Source organism: Pseudomonas sp. LBUM1656 (assembly GCF_059716065.1).
On record NZ_CP166800.1, the window covers coordinates 5618772 to 5638426 of the forward strand.

Consider the following 19655-nt stretch of genomic DNA (forward strand, 5'->3'; position numbering starts at 1 on the left):
CAGATGGTGAATGTAATGACCCCTTCGCGAGCAAGCCCGCTCCCACAGAGACCGTGCCAGACGCCCGATTCAGATTGGTCTGTATAAGAGCTTTCGCACCCAGCCCACTGGCGTTATCCTTGATTTCATCTTAATTGCCCCAGGGCGGCTAAATACGACCTTGAACGCACCCATAGAACCACATCGTTTTATCCTCGAGCCCTTTGAGGCCCGTCGCTTCGCCAATCTGTGCGGGCAGTTCGACGAGCATCTGCGCTTGATCGAACAGCGCCTGACCATCGAGATCCGCAACCGCGGAAACCAGTTCGAGCTGATCGGCGATCCAAAACACACCACCTCCGCGGAAAACCTCCTGCGCCGCCTGTACCGGGAAACCAAGGGTACCGAGCTGTCGCCGGACATGGTTCACCTGTTCCTGCAGGAATCGGCCGTCGAAGAGCTGGACAACGTCTCCCCGTCCGAACCCTCCGTCGCCCTGCGCACCAAAAAAGGCATGATTCGCCCTCGCGGCTTGAATCAGCTGCGCTATGTGAAGGAAATCCTCGGTAACGACATCAATTTTGGCATCGGCCCGGCCGGAACCGGCAAGACCTATCTGGCCGTTGCCTGCGCGGTAGACGCGCTGGAACGCGAGCAGATTCGCCGCATTCTGCTGGTCCGTCCGGCGGTTGAAGCGGGCGAAAAGCTCGGCTTCCTGCCGGGCGACCTTTCGCAAAAGATCGACCCGTACCTGCGCCCGCTCTACGACGCACTCTACGAGATGCTTGGCTTCGAACACGTCGCCAAACTGATCGAGCGCCAGGTCATTGAAGTTGCGCCACTGGCCTACATGCGCGGTCGCACGCTCAACAACAGTTTCATCATCCTCGACGAAAGCCAGAACACCACCGTCGAACAGATGAAGATGTTCCTGACCCGGATCGGCTTCGGCTCCACGGCCGTCATCACCGGTGACATCACCCAGGTCGACCTGCCCAAAGGCACCAAATCCGGGCTGCACCATGTGATTGAAGTACTCAAAGACGTACCGGGCATCAGCTTCACCCATTTCGAATCCAAGGACGTTGTGCGCCATCCACTGGTGCAACGCATCGTCGAAGCCTACGAGCGCTTCGAAAATCGCGTGGCAGACGAAACGCCAAAGGACAGTCGCCGCGATGCTTGAGCTTGATCTGCAACTGGCTACCCAAGCGCCTGCCCCCAGCGAAGCCGAGTTCCGCCAATGGTGTGAACTGGCCCTGCGCCAGCGCACCGCCGACTCTGAAATGACCATTCGCCTGGTCGATGAAGAAGAGGCCCGCGAGCTGAACCACACTTGGCGGCAGAAGGATTACGCCACCAACGTCTTGTCGTTTCCTGCCGATGTGCCTGACGAGTTTCTCGACATCCCGCTGCTGGGCGATCTGGTGATCTGCGTGGCAGTGGTCGAGCGCGAAGCCGCCGAGCAAGGCAAGGAACTAAAGGCCCATTGGGCGCATCTGGTGATTCACGGCTGCTTGCATCTGCTGGGTTACGACCATATAGATGACGACGAAGCCGAAGAAATGGAAGCACTGGAACGAACGTTGCTTGCCGAGTTGGGCTATCCCGACCCTTATGCAGACGACGAAACAGACGCAACCCCTACCGTGACAACAAAGGATTCAGAGTAATCGCTATGAGCGAAGATCGATCGAGCAACGGGCAAAAGTCTTGGCTGGGTAAGCTCACCCAGGCTTTTGCCCACGAGCCGAAGAACCGCCAGGAGCTGCTGGAGCTGCTGCGCGACGCACACCAAAACAAGTTGCTGGACAGCGAAGCGCTGGCCATCGTCGAAGGCGCCATCCAGGTCGCTGACCTGCAAGTACGGGACATCATGGTCCCGCGCTCGCAGATGATCAGCATCAAGGCGACCCAGACACCGCGCGAGTTTTTGCCTGCCGTGGTCGACTCGGCCCACTCCCGCTACCCGGTCATCGGCGAAAGCCACGATGACGTGATGGGCGTGTTGCTGGCCAAGGACTTGCTGCCATTGATCCTCAAGGAAAATGGCGACAGCTTCAACATCAAGGATCTGCTGCGCCCGGCCACCTTCGTGCCCGAGTCCAAGCGCCTGAACGTGCTGTTGCGTGAATTTCGCGCCAACCACAACCACATGGCCATCGTCATCGACGAATACGGCGGCGTGGCGGGTCTGGTGACCATCGAAGACGTGCTGGAACAGATCGTCGGCGACATCGAAGACGAACACGACGTCGAAGAAGACAGCTACATCAAGCCTCTTCCAAGCGGTGACTTCCTGATCAAGGCTCTGACGCCGATCGAGAACTTCAACGAGTTCTTCGACAGCGAATTCTCCAACGACGAATTCGACACCGTGGGCGGTCTGGTGATGAGTGCATTCGGGCACTTGCCAAAACGCAACGAAATCACTGAAATCGGCCCTTATCGCTTCCGCATCCTGAACGCCGACAGCCGTCGGATTCACTTGCTTCGCCTGACGCCTATTGCTCGGTAAACACTAAGGATAGAAATGCGCTGGATAACCCGCCCCGGCTGGCCCGGTAACCTGCTGGCCGTGGCGGCCGGTGCACTCACCACCCTGGCCCTGGCGCCGTTCGATATCTGGCCGTTGGCGTTGTTGGCGGTCGGTTTCTTCTATGCCGGTTTGCGCGAACTGAGCCCCCGTCAGGCCCTGGGCCGTGGATGGTGTTTCGGTTTCGGCCTGTTTGGCGCCGGCACCAGCTGGATCTATTACAGCATCCACCACTTCGGCGGGGCTTCGGTGCTACTGGCCGGTTTCCTGATGCTGATCTTCACGGCGGCGATTGCCTGGTTCTTCGCCCTGCCCGCCTGGATCTGGGCACGCTGGCTGCGTCGTAACGAAGCACCACTGGCGGATGCCTTGGCATTTGCAGCGCTATGGGTCGGCCAGGAAGCATTTCGCGGCTGGTTTCTCACCGGTTTCCCGTGGCTCTACTCCGGTTACAGTCAGCTCGACGGCCCGCTGGCCGGGCTCGCACCGGTTGGCGGGATGTGGCTGATTTCCTTCATCCTGGCCCTGACGGCTGCGCTGATCTACAACGCAATGCGTCTGGTGCGCACGGGCCGTAAAGGTTTCATCGCCGCGGGCGTGTTGCTGCTGGCCGGCCCTTGGGTGGCTGGCATGGCGTTGAAAGAACACGCATGGACCAGCCCGGCGGGCCCGGCGCTGAGCGTCGCCGCCATTCAGGGCAATATCGAACAAAGCATGAAGTGGGACCCGGCGCAGCTCAACGCGCAGCTGGCGCTGTACCGCGACATGAGCTTCAGCTCCAAACCAGTCGACTTACTGATCTGGCCGGAAACGGCCGTCCCGGTGCTCAAGGAGTCCGCCGAGGGCTACCTGAACATGATGGGGAATTTCGCCTCAGAGCGTAAATCTGCGCTGATTACCGGCGTACCGATCCGCCAGGAAGTCCGGCATGAAAAGCGCTTTTTCAACGGCATTACCGTGCTTGGTGAAGGCGATGGCACCTATCTCAAGCAGAAGCTGGTGCCGTTTGGCGAATACGTTCCGTTGCAGGACGTGCTGCGCGGGCTGATCGCATTTTTCGACCTGCCGATGTCTGACTTTGCCCGTGGCCCGGCTGACCAGGCCATGTTGCAAGCCAAGGGTTATCAGATTGCGCCGTTCATCTGCTACGAAGTGGTCTACCCGGAATTTGCTGCCAGCCTGGCGGCTCGCAGCGATTTACTGCTGACCATCAGCAACGACACCTGGTTCGGCACCTCCATCGGCCCGCTGCAACATTTGCAGATGGCGCAGATGCGAGCGCTTGAGGCAGGCCGCTGGATGATCCGCGCCACCAACAACGGCGTAACCGGCCTGATCAACCCGTTCGGGCAGATCACGGTGCAGATTCCGCAGTTCGAACGCGGCATTTTGTATGGCGAAGTCGTGCCGATGCATAACCTGACGCCTTACCTGGAATGGCGTTCGTGGCCGTTGATCATCGTTTGTGTGTTGTTGTTTGGCTGGGCACTGGTGGCGAACCGGATGGCCAAAACGGTCTGATGCTCGTTCCCACGCTCTGCGTGGGAATGCCGCCAGGGACGCTCCGCGTTCCGCTGTTGACGCTGTGACGCAGAGCGTCACGGGATGCATTCCCACGCAGGAGCGTGGGAATGATCAATCACCTCGGTAAAACATCGAGTAACCGATCTGCCCCACCGCCTCATTCAACAACTGTCCGCTCTGCCAGATGGATTTGAATTCCGGCATCCAGCCGCCCAGCGGCCGGGCATTGTCCACGCCTAGAAACCCCACCGGCGCCGGCACCACTTCAAATCCTGCCTGCTCAAAGCTCCAGACCGATCGCGGCATATGCGAGGCATGAGTCACTACCACCACGCGCTTGATGCCCTGCGGCAACAACACCTCGGCGCTGAACTGCGCGTTCTCCCACGTCGTGCGGCTGCGCCCTTCCTGCCAACGCACGGTCACGCCAAAATCATCGAGCAACGAATCCGCCATCAGCTTCGCTTCAGAGGGCGGCGTACCGTAATGCAGGCCGCCGCTGGTGAGAACGGGCAACCCGGAAGCCTTGGCCAGGCGTGCAGCGTAACGTTCACGCTCCAGACCTATGCCGGTCGGCTGATCAGCCCCCCAGGCAATATCGCCACGCTCACGCCCGGAGCCCAGCAGCACAATCGCATCCGCGCGCTGAGCCAGGGTGGCCCATTCCTCCCGCGCCAGTGGCGGCTCACTTTCCAGGGCCTTGGCGCCCCACTGCACCACCACCGGCAAACTCATTAACAGGAAGCCGCCGAAACCCAAGGCGAAGCACACCGCCGCAAGCCTCGGCCTTGAGCGGCGCAACCACCACGCGAGCATCAGCAACAGCAACAGAATGCCGGGCGGCAATAGAAGTTGTTTCACGAAATAGCGAAAAGGCATCGAGCATCTCCATAAGATGCCCGAAGCCTAAGTGGGTTGACGCCATGCGACAACAAATACGGAAGGACTATGCTTTAAAAAACCATGTGTCATGGCTTGCAGCGTTATTTGAATTGCAGAGACCGGACCTTTTCCGATTCCCTGCCTGATGCCTTGTCCTTGAGCCAGATGATCTTGGCCGAACGTGGTGCGTCGAGTTGCTTCACTGCTGCGGACAAACATCCGTGCGTCTCACGTTCACTGCGATCCAGATAGGCTTTGACCAGTTCAAACTCTGCGGGGCTCAACCCACGCAGTTCAAGCTCCAAGGGACGCTCATCGCGTAGCCGGTCAGCGGTTTTTGCAGCGTCCAGGGCCATCCCCAGACGATCGATCAGTCTTTCATACAGCACCGGTTTCGTGACTTTTTGCTGTGACTCAACCATCCCTCACCTCATTGAAGATAAGACTCGCTCCCCATTTAGAGCTTAGCTTCCATGAACAAACCGGCTGGATGCCGCGACCAACGGCCCTCGCGGCGGTTTTCGCAAGACGCGCGGCAGCAATCAGGGTTTCCCTCGGTAGAGTGCGGTCATGTATGCTACGGCGCTTCCTGTAACTCCACTTCCAGCTCGCGTGGGCCCCGAAACGCCGATTTGGCGTCGTCACCGTCCAGCGTTGCATTGAAGAGGATTAGGCCACCCCTATTCAGTTCAAAAGTAGCCATGCACGAACAATATCAGCCCCGTGAAATCGAAGCCGCCGCCCAGTCGTTCTGGGACGAGCAAAAGTCCTTTGAAGTCAGTGAACAGCCAGGCAAGGAGACTTTCTACTGCCTGTCGATGTTCCCTTACCCCAGCGGCAAGCTACACATGGGGCACGTGCGCAACTACACCATCGGCGACGTGATCTCCCGCTACCAGCGCATGCAAGGCAAGAACGTCCTGCAACCCATGGGTTGGGACGCCTTCGGCATGCCGGCGGAAAACGCCGCGATGAAGAACAACGTAGCGCCCGCCAAGTGGACCTACGAAAACATCGCCTACATGAAAACCCAGCTGCGCAGCCTGGGCCTGGCGGTTGACTGGTCCCGCGAAGTGACCACCTGCAAGCCTGATTACTACCGCTGGGAACAATGGCTGTTCACTCGCCTGTTCGAAAAAGGCGTGATCTACAAGAAAAGCGGCACCGTGAACTGGGACCCGGTCGACCAGACCGTCCTGGCCAACGAACAAGTGATCGACGGCCGCGGCTGGCGTTCCGGCGCGCTGATCGAAAAGCGCGAAATCCCGATGTACTACTTCAAGATCACCGCCTACGCGGATGAGCTGCTGGAGAGCCTCGACGAACTGACTGGCTGGCCTGAACAGGTCAAGACCATGCAGCGCAACTGGATCGGCAAATCCCGCGGCATGGAAGTGCAGTTCCCCTACAACGTCGACTCCATCGGCGAAGCCGGCGCGCTGAAAGTATTCACCACCCGTCCGGACACCCTGATGGGCGCGACCTACGTTGCCGTGGCCGCCGAACACCCGCTGGCCACCCTGGCCGCGCAGCACAGCCCTGAGCTGCAAGCGTTCATCGCTGAATGCAAGGGCGGCAGCGTTGCCGAAGCCGACGTCGCCACCCAAGAGAAAAAAGGCCTGCCGACCTCGCTGTTCGTCGAGCACCCGCTGACCGGTGAGAAACTCCCGGTGTGGGTCGCCAACTATGTGCTGATGCACTACGGCGATGGCGCGGTGATGGCGGTTCCGGCTCACGACGAACGTGATTTCGAGTTCGCCACCAAGTACAACCTGCCGATCAAATCCGTGGTGCGCACAAGTGCAGGTGACACCAACCCGGCTCCGTGGCAGGACGCTTACGGCGAACACGGCACACTGATCAACTCCGGCGAATTCGACGGACTGGACTTCGCTGGTGCATTCGACGCCATTGAAGTCGCGCTGATCAAGAAAAACCTCGGTGCCTCGCGCACCCAGTTCCGCCTGCGCGACTGGGGCATCAGCCGCCAGCGCTACTGGGGCTGCCCGATCCCGATCATTCATTGCACCACCTGCGGTGATGTGCCGGTCCCGGAAGATCAACTGCCTGTCGTACTGCCGGAAGACGTGGTGCCGGACGGCGCCGGTTCGCCATTGGCACGCATGCCTGAGTTCTACGAGTGCGCTTGCCCGAAATGCGGCGCACCGGCCAAGCGTGAAACCGACACCATGGACACCTTCGTGGAGTCATCCTGGTACTACGCTCGCTACGCCTCGCCGCACTATGAAGGCGGCCTGGTGGAAAAATCCGCGGCTGACCACTGGTTACCGGTTGATCAATACATCGGCGGTATCGAACACGCGATTCTTCACCTGCTCTACGCGCGCTTCTTCCACAAGCTGATGCGCGACGAAGGCCTGGTGAGCTCCAACGAGCCGTTCAAGAACCTGCTGACCCAGGGCATGGTGATCGCCGAGACTTACTATCGTCGTGAAGCCAACGGTGCTTACACCTGGTTCAACCCGGCGGACGTCGAACTCGAACGCGACAGCAAGGCCAAGGTCATCAGCGCCAAGCTGATCGCGGACGGCCTGCCGGTGGAAATCGGCGGCACCGAGAAGATGGCCAAGTCGAAGAACAACGGCGTCGACCCGCAGTCGATGATCGACCAGTTCGGCGCAGACACCTGCCGCCTGTTCATGATGTTCGCCTCGCCACCTGACATGAGCGCGGAATGGTCCGATTCCGGCGTCGAAGGCTCGCACCGTTTCCTCAAGCGCGTCTGGCGTCTGGCTCAAGCCCACGTCACTCAAGGCTTGCCGGGCAAACTGGGCGTCGCCAGCCTGAACGACGAGCAGAAAGCCATTCGCCGTTCGATCCACCTGGCCATCAAGCAGGCCAGCCACGACGTCGGCCAGAACCACAAATTCAACACCGCCATCGCCCAGGTGATGACGCTGATGAACGTGCTGGAAAAAGCCGCGCAAGGCACCGAACAGGATCGCGCACTGGTTCACGAAGGCCTGGAAGCCGTGACGTTGCTGCTGGCTCCGATCACTCCGCACATCAGTCACGAGCTGTGGCATCGACTGGGTCACGCAGACCCGGTGATCGACGCCGTCTGGCCGGTGGTGGACGAAACCGCGCTGGTGCAGGACAGCCTGACACTGGTCATCCAGGTCAACGGCAAGCTGCGCGGCCAGATCGACATGCCGGCCACCGCGACTCGCGAAGAAGTCGAAGCCGCTGCCCGCGTCAACGAGAACGTGCTGCGCTTCGTCGACGGCCTGACTATTCGTAAAGTGATTGTAGTGCCCGGGAAACTGGTCAATATCGTCGCCAGCTAAAATTGGATCAGGTGCCAGGTGAGCCTGGCGCCGAGTAAAACCTTTCGGGCCGCACGGTCGGCCCACATGGTTTCAAGGGGAGCAACAAGATGATCAAACGCAATTTGCTGGTGATGGGCCTTGCGGTCCTGTTGAGCGCCTGCGGTTTCCAGCTGCGCGGCACCGGCACCAATGAACTGGCGATCAAGGAGCTCGATCTGAGCGCCCGCAACGCCTACGGCGAAACCGTGACGCAATTGCGTCAGGTGCTGCAAAGCAGCGGCGTCAAGGTTTACACCGGCGCGCCGTACAAACTGGTGCTGACCGATGAGCAGGAAAACCAGCGCATCCTCAGCTACGCCGGTGCCGGCCGCACTGGCGAGTATCAGGTGACTACCGTGCTGAACTTCGACATCCTTGGTGCGCGAGGCGTGCCATTGCTGAGCGACAAGCTCCAAGTGCAGAAGATCTTTATCCACGACGGCAACAACCTGGTGGGGTCCGACCAGGAAGCCGCTACTGCTCGCGTAGAGAGCCGTCGCGAGCTGGTTCAACGCATGATGCTGCGTCTGTCACAGATCTCTCCGACTCAGTTGGAGCAACTGCAACAGAACGCCGACGCCAAGGAAAAAGCCGAAGCCCAGGCACTGGACGCAGCGCAGAAAGCTGAAGCGGAAACCCCGCGTCAGTCGCCCATCGAAATCCCGCAGCAATAAGACTTACGGGGCGCCCAGGCGCCCCGTTCGCCCTCTCTTATGAAACTCGCCCCAGCCCAACTCGCCAAGCACCTGCAAGGCACCCTCGCGCCTGTCTACATCATCAGTGGCGATGACCCGCTGCTGTGTCAGGAAGCCGCCGACGCCATCCGTGCCGCCGCTCGCCAACAGGGCTTCGACGAACGCCAGGTCTTCGCCGCCGACGCCAGTTTCGACTGGGGGACGTTGCTGCAAGCCGGCGCGAGCATGTCGTTGTTTGCCGAAAAGCGCCTGCTGGAGCTGCGTTTGCCGTCCGGCAAACCCGGTGACAAAGGTGCCGCCGCGTTCATCGAATACTGCTCGCGCCCGGCCGAAGACACGGTGCTGTTGATCAGTCTGCCCAAGCTGGATGGCAGTGCGCAGAAAACCAAGTGGGGCAAGGCGCTGGTCGAAGGACAGCAGACGCAGTTCGTGCAGATCTGGCCGGTGGATGCCAACCAGTTGCCGAGCTGGATTCGTCAACGGTTGTCCCAGGCCGGGCTTTCTGCCAGCCAGGACGCCGTGGAACTGATCGCCGCGCGGGTCGAGGGCAACCTGTTGGCCGCCGCCCAGGAAATCGAAAAGCTCAAGCTGATGGCCGAAGGTGGCCAGATCACCGTCGAAACCGTGCAAGCGGCGGTGGCCGACAGTGCGCGCTTCGATGTTTTTGGCCTGACCGACGCGATTCTCAATGGCGAAGCCGCCCATGCCCTGCGCATCCTCGAAGGGTTACGTGGTGAAGGCGTCGAACCACCCGTGATTCTCTGGGCATTGGCCCGGGAGCTGCGTCTGCTGGCCAACCTTTCGCTGCAGTACAGCCAGGGTGTGCCACTGGACAAAGCCTTCAGCCAGGCCCGACCGCCGGTCTGGGACAAGCGCAAACCGCTGATGAGCAAAGCCCTGCAACGCTACCCGGCGCAACGCTGGGCGCAGTTGTTGCTGGAAGCGCAGCGCATTGATGCGCAGATCAAGGGGCAGGCTGCCGGGTCGCCGTGGATGAGTTTGAGTCGGTTGTCGTTGTTGATGGCTGGCCAGAGATTGTCGTTGCCTGCTGAGTAAGATCAAAAGATCGCAGCCTCGTTTCACTCGACAGCTCCTACAGTGGAATGCATCCCCTTGTAGGAGCTGTCGAGTGAAACGAGGCTGCGATCTTTTGATTCTGCTTTCCTACACAAAACACATCCATTTGCCCTATAGACAGAACCCCGACTTCGGCAGATTATTTCCCCCGCAAAACCCCACTCAATCGAGAGATCCGATCATGAGCAAAAAGCCATCGAAGCATGGCCCCAACAAGGCCAAATCCATCATCGCCCAGCCACTGTTCCGCAGCCGTCAGGAGCGAGCCGGCAAGGGCAAAGGCAGCTACCGCCGCGAAGCCTTCCAGTCTAATAGCTGGGAGGCTTCTTACTTTCTGGCGGCCTGAAAGGCAAGCCATCGCTCAACATGTTAAGGTCTGCACCTGATTCGTATTCCCTGGACCTGTGCATGCCCCTTTGTATTTCCCGTCGTTGGCCCCTGCGCCAACTGATCGCTGCCTCCAGCCTCATTTTGCTTGTCGCCTGCGCGGAAAAACCAACCGCCGCCGACGCCCAGCCGCTTCAGACCCTTCCCGTCGCGACAGCCCCTGCGGTCATTCCGCCCGTGGTGCCGACCGGTGAAAACCTCGATATCCAGCCCACCCAGACCTTCGCCGAATGGCAGGCAGGTTTCCGCAAAGACGCCTTGGCCGCCGGCATCCGCGCCGATCTGTTCGACCGCGCCTTCGCCAATGTCAGTCTGGACAACAGCGTGATCCGCGCCGATCGCAGCCAGCCCGAGTTTTCCCGCCCGGTGTGGGAATACCTCGATGGCGCCCTGTCGCCACTGCGGGTACGCAAGGGTCAGGCGCTGGTCAGCCAATACGCCGACATCCTGCAAAGCATCGAGCAGCGCTACGGCGTCGATCGCCAGGCCTTGGTGTCGGTGTGGGGCATGGAGAGTAATTTCGGTCAGTTCCAGGGCAGCAAGTCCGTGATCAACTCCCTGGCGACCCTGGCCTACGAAGGCCGGCGTCCGGGCTTTGCTCATGCGCAATTGATCGCCGCCCTGCAGATCCTGCAGCAAGGCGACATCGAGCCAGAAAAAATGCTCGGCTCCTGGGCCGGCGCCATGGGCCAAACCCAGTTTATCCCGACCACCTACAACACCCACGCCGTGGACTTCGACGGTGACGGCCGCCGCGACATCTGGAACAGCCCCGCCGATGCTCTGGCCTCGACCGCGCACTACCTGCAAAGCTCCGGCTGGCAGAGAGGCCAGCCATGGGGCTTCGAAGTGCAGTTGCCGGGTAGCTTCAACTACGTTCTGGCGGACGGCACGATTCGCAAGAGCGTCGCTGAATGGCAACAGTTAGGTGTCTCGCTGGCCAATGGCGCCCAGGTTCCAGCGGGTTCCGAACACCTGTCCGCCGCCCTGCTGCTGCCGGCCGGTTATCGTGGCCCGGCGTTCCTGGTGCTCGACAACTTCCGTGCGATCCTCAAGTACAACAACTCGTCGTCTTATGCGTTGGCGGTGAGCCTGTTGTCCGAGCGATTCAATGGTGGCGGCTTGATCAACGGCACCTGGCCAAAAGATGACTTGCCGTTGAGCCGCACCGAGCGGATCGAACTGCAAAGCCTGCTGAGCGCGCAGAACTACGATGCGGGCACTGCCGACGGGATTATCGGTGCCAATACTCGCAAAGCGATCCGTAGTGCACAGCAGTCGTTTGGCTGGCCTGCAGATGGTTATCCGACGCACAAGCTGCTTGAAGGCTTGCGTAATCGCTAGTCAGCCGTATGGCGGATGCCGCCTTCGCGAGCAAGCCCGCTCCCACATTCGACCGTATTCCCATGAGAGAACTCGGTCACCTGTGGGAGCGGGCTTGCTCGCGAAGGCGGACTACCAGGCGACGAATACCTACCGCTTGATTACAACATCCTGCTCCAACACCAATTCCTTCTTCCCCGCATCCAGTCGAACCAACGCGCCCATCGGCAACGTCAGGTTCGGATCGCAATGCCCGCTGCGCCACCCGGCCAGCACCGGAATCCGCAACGGCTCGAACGTCTGCTTGAGCAATCGCTCTAGGGCAATCGCATCAACCCCCGCCACATCGCCCACCAGAACTCCGCGCAACTTGCCCAGCGTGCCAGCCAGACGCAGATGAGTGAGCAAGCGGTCGATGCGATACAGCGGTTCGTTGATGTCCTCGATAAAAAGAATGACGCCTTCAGCCTCCATCTCATACGGCGTGCCCATGGTCGCGGCAATCATCGACAGATTGCCCCCCAGCAAACGCCCGTGAGCAATGCCAGGCTCGATTGTGGTCAGCGGCCAGGCAACCGGGTGCGAAAGCACACTACCCGCCTTCACCTGCCCTCTGAGCATGTTGAAAAACGAAGACTCGGTCGGCTTTTGCTTCTCGCCCAGCAAATCGGCATTGAGCAGCGGACCGTGAAAGGTTACAAAACCGGCGTAGCGGCTAATCGCGACGTGCAGCGCCGTGATGTCGCTGTAGCCGATGAACGGCTTGGCGTTGTTTTGCAGCAACTCGAAATCGATGCGATCGAGCAACCGCGGCGTACCGTAACCGCCACGCAGGCAGATGATCGCATCGACTTCAGTGTCGGCGAACGCCGCGTGCAAGTCATTGAGCCGCACGTCGTCGCTGCCGGCCAGGTAACCATCCTGCTCGTACACCCCGGGAAACACCCGCAACGCATAGCCGCGAGCACGCATCCAGGCGACGGCTTTATCGGTGTCCAGCCCGGCGGGACCGGCGGGTGCAATGACGCCGATCAACCCTTGCGAAGGCAAGGCCGGCACGGGTGAGTGAGGAAACAGCGTGTGAGTGGGTCGAACGGTCATCCATGAATCTCCCTGCGCGAAAAGCTTCAGCACACAGTAGTCAGGAACGGGGACAAACAGAAGAGGATCAATCGCCCCGCAGGTTGCAGGAAAAGACGGTAGCGACCGTAGGCACGGCCAACAAAAACGCCCGCAAGGCTGAAAAACCTTGCGGGCGTTTTGTTACAAGGACGAGATCAGTTCAGCTTTAACCAGCTTCGCCTGCTCGTCGGCGTGATACGAGGAACGTACCAGCGGGCCGGAAGCGACGTTCTTGAAGCCCATCTTGTAACCTTCCTCGGCGAACCAGGCGAACACGTCGGGGTGCACGAAACGCTGGACCGGCAAGTGGCTGCGCGACGGTTGCAGGTATTGACCCAGGGTCAGCATGTCGATGTCGTGTTCGCGCATGCGCTTCATGACTTCGATGACTTCTTCGTCAGTTTCACCCAGACCCAGCATCAGGCCGGACTTGGTCGGAATGTGCGGCATCATCTGCTTGAAGCGTTGCAGCAAGGTCAGCGACCACTGGTAGTCCGAACCCGGACGCGCAGCCTTGTACAGGCGCGGTACGGTTTCCAGGTTGTGGTTGAACACATCTGGTGGCTCGGCCGCGGTGATTTCCAGCGCGACGTCCATGCGGCCACGGTAATCCGGGACCAGGGTTTCGAGCTGCACGTTCGGCGACAGCTTGCGGATCTCGCGGATGCAGTCGGCAAAGTGCTGGGCACCGCCGTCACGCAGGTCGTCGCGGTCAACCGAGGTGATCACCACGTACTTGAGTTTCAGGTCGGCGATGGCGATGGCCAGGCTTTCCGGCTCGTTGACGTCCAGTGGCTTCGGACGACCGTGACCGACGTCGCAGAACGGGCAGCGACGGGTGCAGATGTCGCCCATGATCATGAAAGTCGCGGTGCCGCCGGAGAAGCACTCGCCGAGGTTCGGGCAGGACGCCTCTTCGCACACGCTGTGCAGCTTGTGTTTGCGCAGCAGGGCCTTGATGCGGTCGACTTCCGGGGAAACCGGGATGCGCACGCGGATCCAGTCGGGTTTCTTGGGCAGTTCGGTGGTCGGAATGATCTTCACCGGGATGCGTGCAACCTTCTCGGCGCCGCGCAGCTTGACGCCGGCTTCAACCTTGGCACGCGGGGCCGGACGCTCGGTAACATCGAGCGTCGGGATCATGGTTTGCACTGCATCAGTAGTCATATCAGTCGATTCCGCCCGTTAGGGTCGTCTGCTCAGCATAGTCGAGGTGTTTGACGAGCTGCGCGCGCAGCCGGGCACTTACCTCGGCAAATTCAATCGATCCTGCGTGATCGCTCAGCTGGGTCATCGCCAGCCCGGCGTAGCCGCAGGGATTAATCCGTCGAAACGGTTCCAGGTTCATGTCCACGTTCAGGGCCAGGCCATGGAAGGAGCAACCGTGGCGGATCCGCAGCCCCAGGGACGCGATTTTCGCCCCGTTGACGTAGACACCCGGCGCATCAGGCTTGGCCGCTGCGGTCACGCCGTAGCTGGCCAGCAGTTCGATCAGGCAGTGTTCCATGCGGGTGACCAGGTCACGCACACCGAAACCGAGCTTGCGAACGTCGAGCAACAGGTAGGCCACCAACTGGCCGGGGCCATGGTAAGTCACCTGACCACCGCGATCGACCTGCACCACCGGGATATCCCCCGGCAGCAGCAAGTGCTCTGCCTTGCCGGCCTGGCCCTGGGTGAACACCGGCGGGTGTTCGACCAGCCAGATCTCGTCCGCGGCATCACTGCCACGTTCGTTGGTGAAGCGCTGCATGGCATGCCAGACCGGCTCGTAAGCCATCTGGCCGAGCTCGCGAAAGCCCAGCGTGCCCGGCATCACAGCACCATGTGCACGAAACCGGTAGCCCGCAACTCGCTGTTGATGTCGTACAGCTGTTCTTGACCGGTGGCGATGATGTGCAACTGGATGGTGGTGTACTTGCCGTTGGTGCTCTGGCGCTCGGCCAGGGTCTTGTGGTCAACGGTCGCGTGTTTCTCAAGGATCGCAATGATCTTGTCCTTGAAACCCACACCGGTATCGCCGATCACCTTGATGGGGTAATCCGCGCAGGGGAATTCGATCTTTGGCGCCTTTACTTCAGTATCTGTCATGGCGTAACGGCCTCGTAAGCCGTGGCAACGGACATGGCCCCGCTCCGGATTGGAGCGGGGCCATGCAAGTCCACACTAATTCAGTTGAACAAGCCGTAGAAGAATAGACGGATGCTATCCCACATGCGGCGGAAGATACCACCCTCCTCGACAGCGTCCAGGGCGATCAGGTCGGCGCTGTGCACCACCTTGTCGTCCAGTTTCACTTCGACTTTACCGATCACGTCGCCCTTGGCGATTGGCGCAACCAGTTGCGGGTTCATGGTCATGCTCGCGGCGAGCTTTTTCAGCTGGCCTTTTGGCAGGGTCATGGTCAGGTCTTGAGCCAGGCCGGCCTTGACTTGATTAGTGCTGCCTTTCCAGACAGGGGCCTGAGCCAGCTCGGCGCCTTTCTGATAGAAGGTCTGGGTTTCGAAGAAGCGGAAACCGTAGGTCAGCAGCTTCTGGGTTTCGGAAGCACGAGCCACTTCGCTGTTGGTGCCGAACACCACCGCGATCAGGCGCATGCCGTCACGGACAGCCGAAGACACCATGCAGTAGCCGGCCTCGTCAGTGTGACCGGTTTTCAGACCGTCGACGGTCTTGTCGCGCCACAGCAGCAGGTTGCGGTTAGGTTGCTTGATGCCGTTCCAGAAGAACTCTTTCTGCGAGTAGATCGCATAGTGAGCCGGGTCTTCGTGGATGATCGCGCGAGCCAGCACGGCCATGTCGTGAGCCGACGAGTAATGCTCAGGGTTCGGCAGACCGGTCGGGTTCATGAAGTGGCTGTTGGTCATGCCCAGGTCGGCCACGGTTTTGTTCATCATGTCGGCGAATGCGTCTTCGCTGCCGGCGATGTGCTCGGAGAGCGCAACACTGGCGTCGTTACCCGACTGAATGATGATGCCGTGCAGCAGGTCGCTGACAGTCACCTGCGAGCCGACCTTGATGAACATCCGCGAACCGCCGGTACGCCAGGCGTTTTCGCTGACGGTCACCGGATCGTTTTCACCGATCTGGCCACGACGGATTTCCAGGGTCGCGATGTACGCGGTCATCAGCTTGGTCAGGCTGGCCGGCGGCAGACGCTGGTCACCATTGTTCTCGACCAGCACGTTGCCGCTGCTGGCGTCCATGAGTACGTAGGATTTAGCGGCCAGTTGTGGTGGCGACGGCATCATCTCGACCGCGAACGCGGCAGGCGGGAGGAGCAGCGGGACTAGCAGACACAGGCGTTTGGCAAAGGTGGTGATGTTCATCCGTCTCTCGAAATCGCTAATGGAAACTGCCAAAAGGCAAAACTAATCAGACAGCCTTCAGGCTTTGTCCGCAAACTGCCTGCGCGACGATCATGCTGCGTTAAAAACAGACTCGGAATGCTCATGTAGGTCCCCTACACTCCGCTTCCTCACCTGTTTTTGCCTTGCCTGATCGCCGCTCGGCGAGTTTGCAAACAAACCCTACGAGCTGTCGCGTGTTCAGTCGTTCACTCAGAACCCTTGCCGGGCTTTTGTTCTTCAACGAGCCAACAACCAGGTCCACCCCCCAAAACGCAAGCGAACCGTCAATCAAGTACTACGTATTACTCGGCGGTGACCACGCTCGGCGAACCGAGATTGGCCAGGCGCACACTGTTCTGCACTTGCTGGATTTCACCCGGCGAGCCGATCGGCCCCAGGCGCACCCGGTGCAAGGTCTGTTGATTACGCACGATCGAGCTGATGAACACCGGAGCGCTCACCATCCCGCTGAGCTTCGATCTCAGGAGTTCTGCAGCGTCCGGGTTGGCGAACGCGCCCACCTGCAGATACTGGCCAGAGGCTGGTACAGAAGCGTTTTTTTTTGCATCAATCTGCACGGGCACTACGGCCGCCGCGTGTTGCTGCGGCGGTGGCGTCCATTGCTCGACGGTGCCGGCCGAAGCGGTAATCGTCGGCGCGGCATTTTGCGCTACTTGCGGCTCGTTGAGCATCAAAGGCGCCGGACGGCCCTTTTGTGCCCACCACTGCTGCGGATCGATGCCTTCAACCTTGACCCGCGCCGTACCGGTTTCGGCATAACCGAGCTTTTTCGCGGCGGCATAGGACAAGTCGATGATGCGGTCCGAGTAGAACGGCCCGCGATCGTTGACCCGCAGGATCACGCTCTTGTTGTTGTCCAGGTTGGTCACCCGAACGTAACTTGGCAGTGGCAAAGTCTTGTGAGCGGCACTCATGCCGTACAGGTCATACACCTCGCCATTGGCGGTGTTCTGACCGTGGAATTTGGTGCCGTACCAGGACGCCGTGCCCGAGGCGACATAGGTCTTGGATTCTTGCAGCGGAAAGTAGGTCTTGCCCAACACAGTGTACGGGTTGGCTTTATAAGGACCGGAGTGCAGGGTCGGCGTGGCATCCGGGATGCGCGATACGTCGACATCCCACCACGGCGCGCCATCTTTGTGCGCACGGTTGATGTCCAGCCCCGGCGTAGAACGCACGGCGGTGGATGAAGATTTCTGAGCCGGCGCGCGGCTGGTCGAACAACTGGCGACCAGCATCGCCAACGCGGCGAAAGCCATCAGCTTCAGGGGTTTATTCATAGGCAATGCCCGCATTACTTGACGCCCCGTGCTTGTACCAGCTGTTCAGACAGTTGATGTACCGCCATGGCGTACATCACGCTGCGGTTATAACGCGTGATTGCGTAAAAATTCTTCAGGCCCATCCAGTATTCGGGGCCTTTGTCACCTTCCAGGCGGAAAGCCGTGACCGGCATATCATCGCGCAGCGCATCATGACTCGACCAGCCCAGGGCTCGCAACTCCCCGACCGTTTTAGTCGGCTCGATGCCCGTCGTCAAACCTTCGTCTACCTGCTGACCACGCACATCGGCGCGGCTGACCACCGGCTCGCCGGCGACCCAGCCGTGACGCTTGAAATAACTGGCGACGCTGCCAATGGCATCGTCCGGGTTGGTCCAGATATTAATGTGGCCGTCACCGTCGAAGTCCACCGCATACGCGCGAAAACTGCTCGGCATGAACTGCGGCAAACCCATTGCCCCGGCGTAGGAGCCTTTGAGGGTCAGCGGATCGACCTGTTCCTCACGGGCCAGCAACAGGAACTCACGTAATTCCTTGCGGAAGAATTCGGCACGGGGAGGATAGTCGAAACCCAGGGTCGACAAGGCGTCGATCACCCGGAAATTGCCGGTATTGCGGCCGAAAAAGGTCTCAACGCCGATGATCGAGACAATCACCTGCGCTGGCACACCATATTCCTGCTCGGCACGGGCCAGTACTGCCTCGTGCTGACGCCAGAAGTCCACACCACGGGCGATGCGCGCGTCGGTGATGAACATCGGGCGGTATTCATTCCACTGCTTGACCCGTTCGGCAGGCTTCGAGATCGCGTCCAGAATCGACTGCTTGCGCTCGGCTTCGCGGAACACGCCCATCAGCTGTTCACCGGCAAAACCGTAGTCGCGGGTCATTTCACCGACGAATTCGGCCACCTGGGGTGAGCCTTCGTAATCGCCGGCCCACGCTTGCTGCGCGGTACCAAGGATGCTTACCAGGGCGACCCATGGCGCGTATCGAGTCGCCCAGCCACGCATTACTTGCATTGACATCTTCACCTTATTCAAACCTGTGCGATCCACTTACGATGGGTATGGATCGACATCAAAACCCCAAACGCTGACAGCAGCGTTACCAGCGAAGTTCCTCCGTAGCTAATGAACGGCAACGGCACCCCCACAACCGGCAACAGGCCACTGACCATACCGATGTTGACGAAAACGTAAACAAAAAACGTCATGGTCAGGGCGCCCGCGAGCAATTTGCCGAACAATGTCTGGGCCTGGGCGGTAATCACCAGCCCGCGACCGATCAACAATAAGTAAATCAACAGCAGCGCGCAGATGCCGACCAGGCCGAATTCCTCACCCATCACAGCAATAATGAAGTCAGTGTGGCTTTCCGGCAGGAAGTCCAGGTGCGACTGGGTGCCGAGCAGCCAGCCTTTGCCGAATACGCCGCCGGAACCGATGGCGGCTTTCGACTGAATGATGTTCCAGCCGGTGCCGAGCGGGTCGCTCTCCGGGTCAAGGAACGTCAGGATTCGCTGCTTCTGGTAGTCGTGCATGATGAAAAACCACATTGCCACGGCCACCGGTACTGCCGCGGCCAACACGGTGAGAATCCAGCGCCAGCGCAGGCCACCCATGAACAAAACAAATGCGCCACCCGCGAGGATCAGCAGCGAGGTGCCGAGGTCCGGCTGACGCACGATCAGGATAAAGGGCAAGCCAATCAGGAACAGACTGACGCCCACATGCTTGAGCTGCGGCGGCAACGTGCGCTTGGACAAGTACCAGGCGATGGTCGCCGGCATCAGGATCTTCATGAACTCCGAAGGCTGGAAGCGGATCACCCCCGGAATGTTGATCCAGCGCGTGGCACCCATGGCGTTGTGACCCATGACGTCCACCACCACCAGCAACAGCACGCCGATCACATAACCGACCGGCACCCAGCGGGCCATGAAACGCGGCTCGAACTGGGCGATGACGATCATCGACACCAGGCCGATGCCGAACGAAGTGGCTTGCTTGGCCAGCAGGTCCCAGCTCTTGCCACTGGCCGAATACAGCACGAACAGGCTGCCAGCGGCGAGGGTCAGCAGCAGGATCAGCAACGGGCCGTCAATGTGCATGCGTTGCAACAGCGTCGCGCGGCGACGCATCACA

Annotated in this window: 19 protein-coding genes; 9 read left to right on the top strand and 10 right to left on the bottom strand. The window is 60.1% G+C overall.

Annotation, left to right across the window (positions count from 1 at the left end):
* Positions 1-160: 160 nt before the first annotated feature.
* Genes ACA072_RS25440 through lnt form a run of 4 tightly spaced genes read left to right on the top strand, consistent with a single transcriptional unit; the run spans position 161 to position 4036 of the window.
* Positions 161-1165: a PhoH family protein gene (locus ACA072_RS25440; RefSeq protein ID WP_497449033.1), complete on the top strand. Its 1005-nt coding sequence runs from the start codon at positions 161-163 to the stop codon at positions 1163-1165.
* The gene (gene ybeY, locus ACA072_RS25445) at positions 1158-1652 is read left to right on the top strand and encodes an rRNA maturation RNase YbeY (RefSeq protein ID WP_497621350.1); all 495 of its coding nucleotides are present in this window, start codon (positions 1158-1160) and stop codon (positions 1650-1652) included. The genes ACA072_RS25440 and ybeY overlap by 8 nt, the downstream gene beginning before the upstream one ends.
* 5 nt (positions 1653-1657) lie before the next feature.
* On the top strand, positions 1658-2497 hold the full coding sequence (locus tag ACA072_RS25450) for a CorC family transporter (RefSeq protein ID WP_109635113.1): 840 nt from the start codon (positions 1658-1660) through the stop codon (positions 2495-2497).
* A 15-nt stretch (positions 2498-2512) separates the two neighbouring features.
* On the top strand, positions 2513-4036 hold the full coding sequence (lnt, locus tag ACA072_RS25455; RefSeq protein WP_497621352.1) for an apolipoprotein N-acyltransferase: 1524 nt from the start codon (positions 2513-2515) through the stop codon (positions 4034-4036).
* A gap of 114 nt (positions 4037-4150) precedes the next feature.
* On the opposite strand, the gene ACA072_RS25460 is transcribed toward lnt, so the two are convergent.
* Positions 4151-4918: a YdcF family protein gene (locus ACA072_RS25460; RefSeq protein ID WP_497621354.1), complete on the bottom strand. Its 768-nt coding sequence runs from the start codon at positions 4916-4918 to the stop codon at positions 4151-4153.
* Between the two features lie 104 nt (positions 4919-5022).
* Complete coding sequence (locus tag ACA072_RS25465; protein ID WP_497621355.1) at positions 5023-5343, bottom strand: hypothetical protein; 321 nt, start codon at positions 5341-5343, stop codon at positions 5023-5025.
* A 279-nt stretch (positions 5344-5622) separates the two neighbouring features.
* On the opposite strand from ACA072_RS25465, the gene leuS reads away from it, so the two are divergent.
* The 5 genes from leuS to ACA072_RS25490 all read left to right on the top strand — a co-directional run bounded on the left by leuS (position 5623) and on the right by ACA072_RS25490 (position 11753).
* Entirely contained in the window at positions 5623-8229 is a 2607-nt protein-coding gene (leuS, locus tag ACA072_RS25470) for a leucine--tRNA ligase (RefSeq protein WP_497621357.1), read from the top strand.
* Between the two features lie 89 nt (positions 8230-8318).
* On the top strand, positions 8319-8924 hold the full coding sequence (locus tag ACA072_RS25475) for an LPS-assembly lipoprotein LptE (protein WP_497331149.1): 606 nt from the start codon (positions 8319-8321) through the stop codon (positions 8922-8924).
* Positions 8925-8963: 39 nt separating this feature from the next.
* On the top strand, positions 8964-10001 hold the full coding sequence (gene holA / locus ACA072_RS25480) for a DNA polymerase III subunit delta (RefSeq protein WP_403102606.1): 1038 nt from the start codon (positions 8964-8966) through the stop codon (positions 9999-10001).
* A 202-nt stretch (positions 10002-10203) separates the two neighbouring features.
* Positions 10204-10368: an alternative ribosome rescue factor ArfA gene (gene arfA, locus ACA072_RS25485; protein WP_003176285.1), complete on the top strand. Its 165-nt coding sequence runs from the start codon at positions 10204-10206 to the stop codon at positions 10366-10368.
* 62 nt (positions 10369-10430) lie between these two features.
* On the top strand, positions 10431-11753 hold the full coding sequence (locus tag ACA072_RS25490) for a lytic murein transglycosylase (RefSeq protein WP_497621361.1): 1323 nt from the start codon (positions 10431-10433) through the stop codon (positions 11751-11753).
* A gap of 129 nt (positions 11754-11882) precedes the next feature.
* Here the strand turns inward: ACA072_RS25490 and ACA072_RS25495 are convergent, their stop codons facing one another.
* The 8 genes from ACA072_RS25495 to rodA all read right to left on the bottom strand — a co-directional run bounded on the left by ACA072_RS25495 (position 11883) and on the right by rodA (position 19651).
* Positions 11883-12833 (bottom strand): S66 peptidase family protein, encoded by a 951-nt coding sequence (locus tag ACA072_RS25495; protein ID WP_497621363.1) that lies wholly within the window; start codon positions 12831-12833, stop codon positions 11883-11885.
* A gap of 162 nt (positions 12834-12995) precedes the next feature.
* Entirely contained in the window at positions 12996-14021 is a 1026-nt protein-coding gene (gene lipA / locus ACA072_RS25500) for a lipoyl synthase (protein ID WP_109635129.1), read from the bottom strand.
* Position 14022: 1 nt separating this feature from the next.
* A complete protein-coding gene (gene lipB, locus ACA072_RS25505) occupies positions 14023-14670 on the bottom strand; it encodes a lipoyl(octanoyl) transferase LipB (RefSeq protein WP_461955857.1) in 648 nt (215 codons plus the stop codon).
* A complete protein-coding gene (locus ACA072_RS25510) occupies positions 14670-14945 on the bottom strand; it encodes a DUF493 domain-containing protein (protein WP_008152827.1) in 276 nt (91 codons plus the stop codon). Before ACA072_RS25510 ends, lipB begins: the two co-directional genes overlap by 1 nt.
* An 80-nt stretch (positions 14946-15025) precedes the next feature.
* Entirely contained in the window at positions 15026-16183 is a 1158-nt protein-coding gene (locus ACA072_RS25515; protein WP_497621366.1) for a D-alanyl-D-alanine carboxypeptidase family protein, read from the bottom strand.
* A 323-nt stretch (positions 16184-16506) separates the two neighbouring features.
* Positions 16507-17520, bottom strand: coding sequence for a septal ring lytic transglycosylase RlpA family protein (locus ACA072_RS25520; RefSeq protein ID WP_497621368.1), 1014 nt, complete (start codon positions 17518-17520; stop codon positions 16507-16509).
* Positions 17520-18530: a lytic murein transglycosylase B gene (gene mltB / locus ACA072_RS25525; RefSeq protein ID WP_497621370.1), complete on the bottom strand. Its 1011-nt coding sequence runs from the start codon at positions 18528-18530 to the stop codon at positions 17520-17522. Before mltB ends, ACA072_RS25520 begins: the two co-directional genes overlap by 1 nt.
* A 17-nt stretch (positions 18531-18547) precedes the next feature.
* Positions 18548-19651: a rod shape-determining protein RodA gene (rodA, locus tag ACA072_RS25530; protein WP_497625045.1), complete on the bottom strand. Its 1104-nt coding sequence runs from the start codon at positions 19649-19651 to the stop codon at positions 18548-18550.
* Positions 19652-19655: the final 4 nt, after the last annotated feature.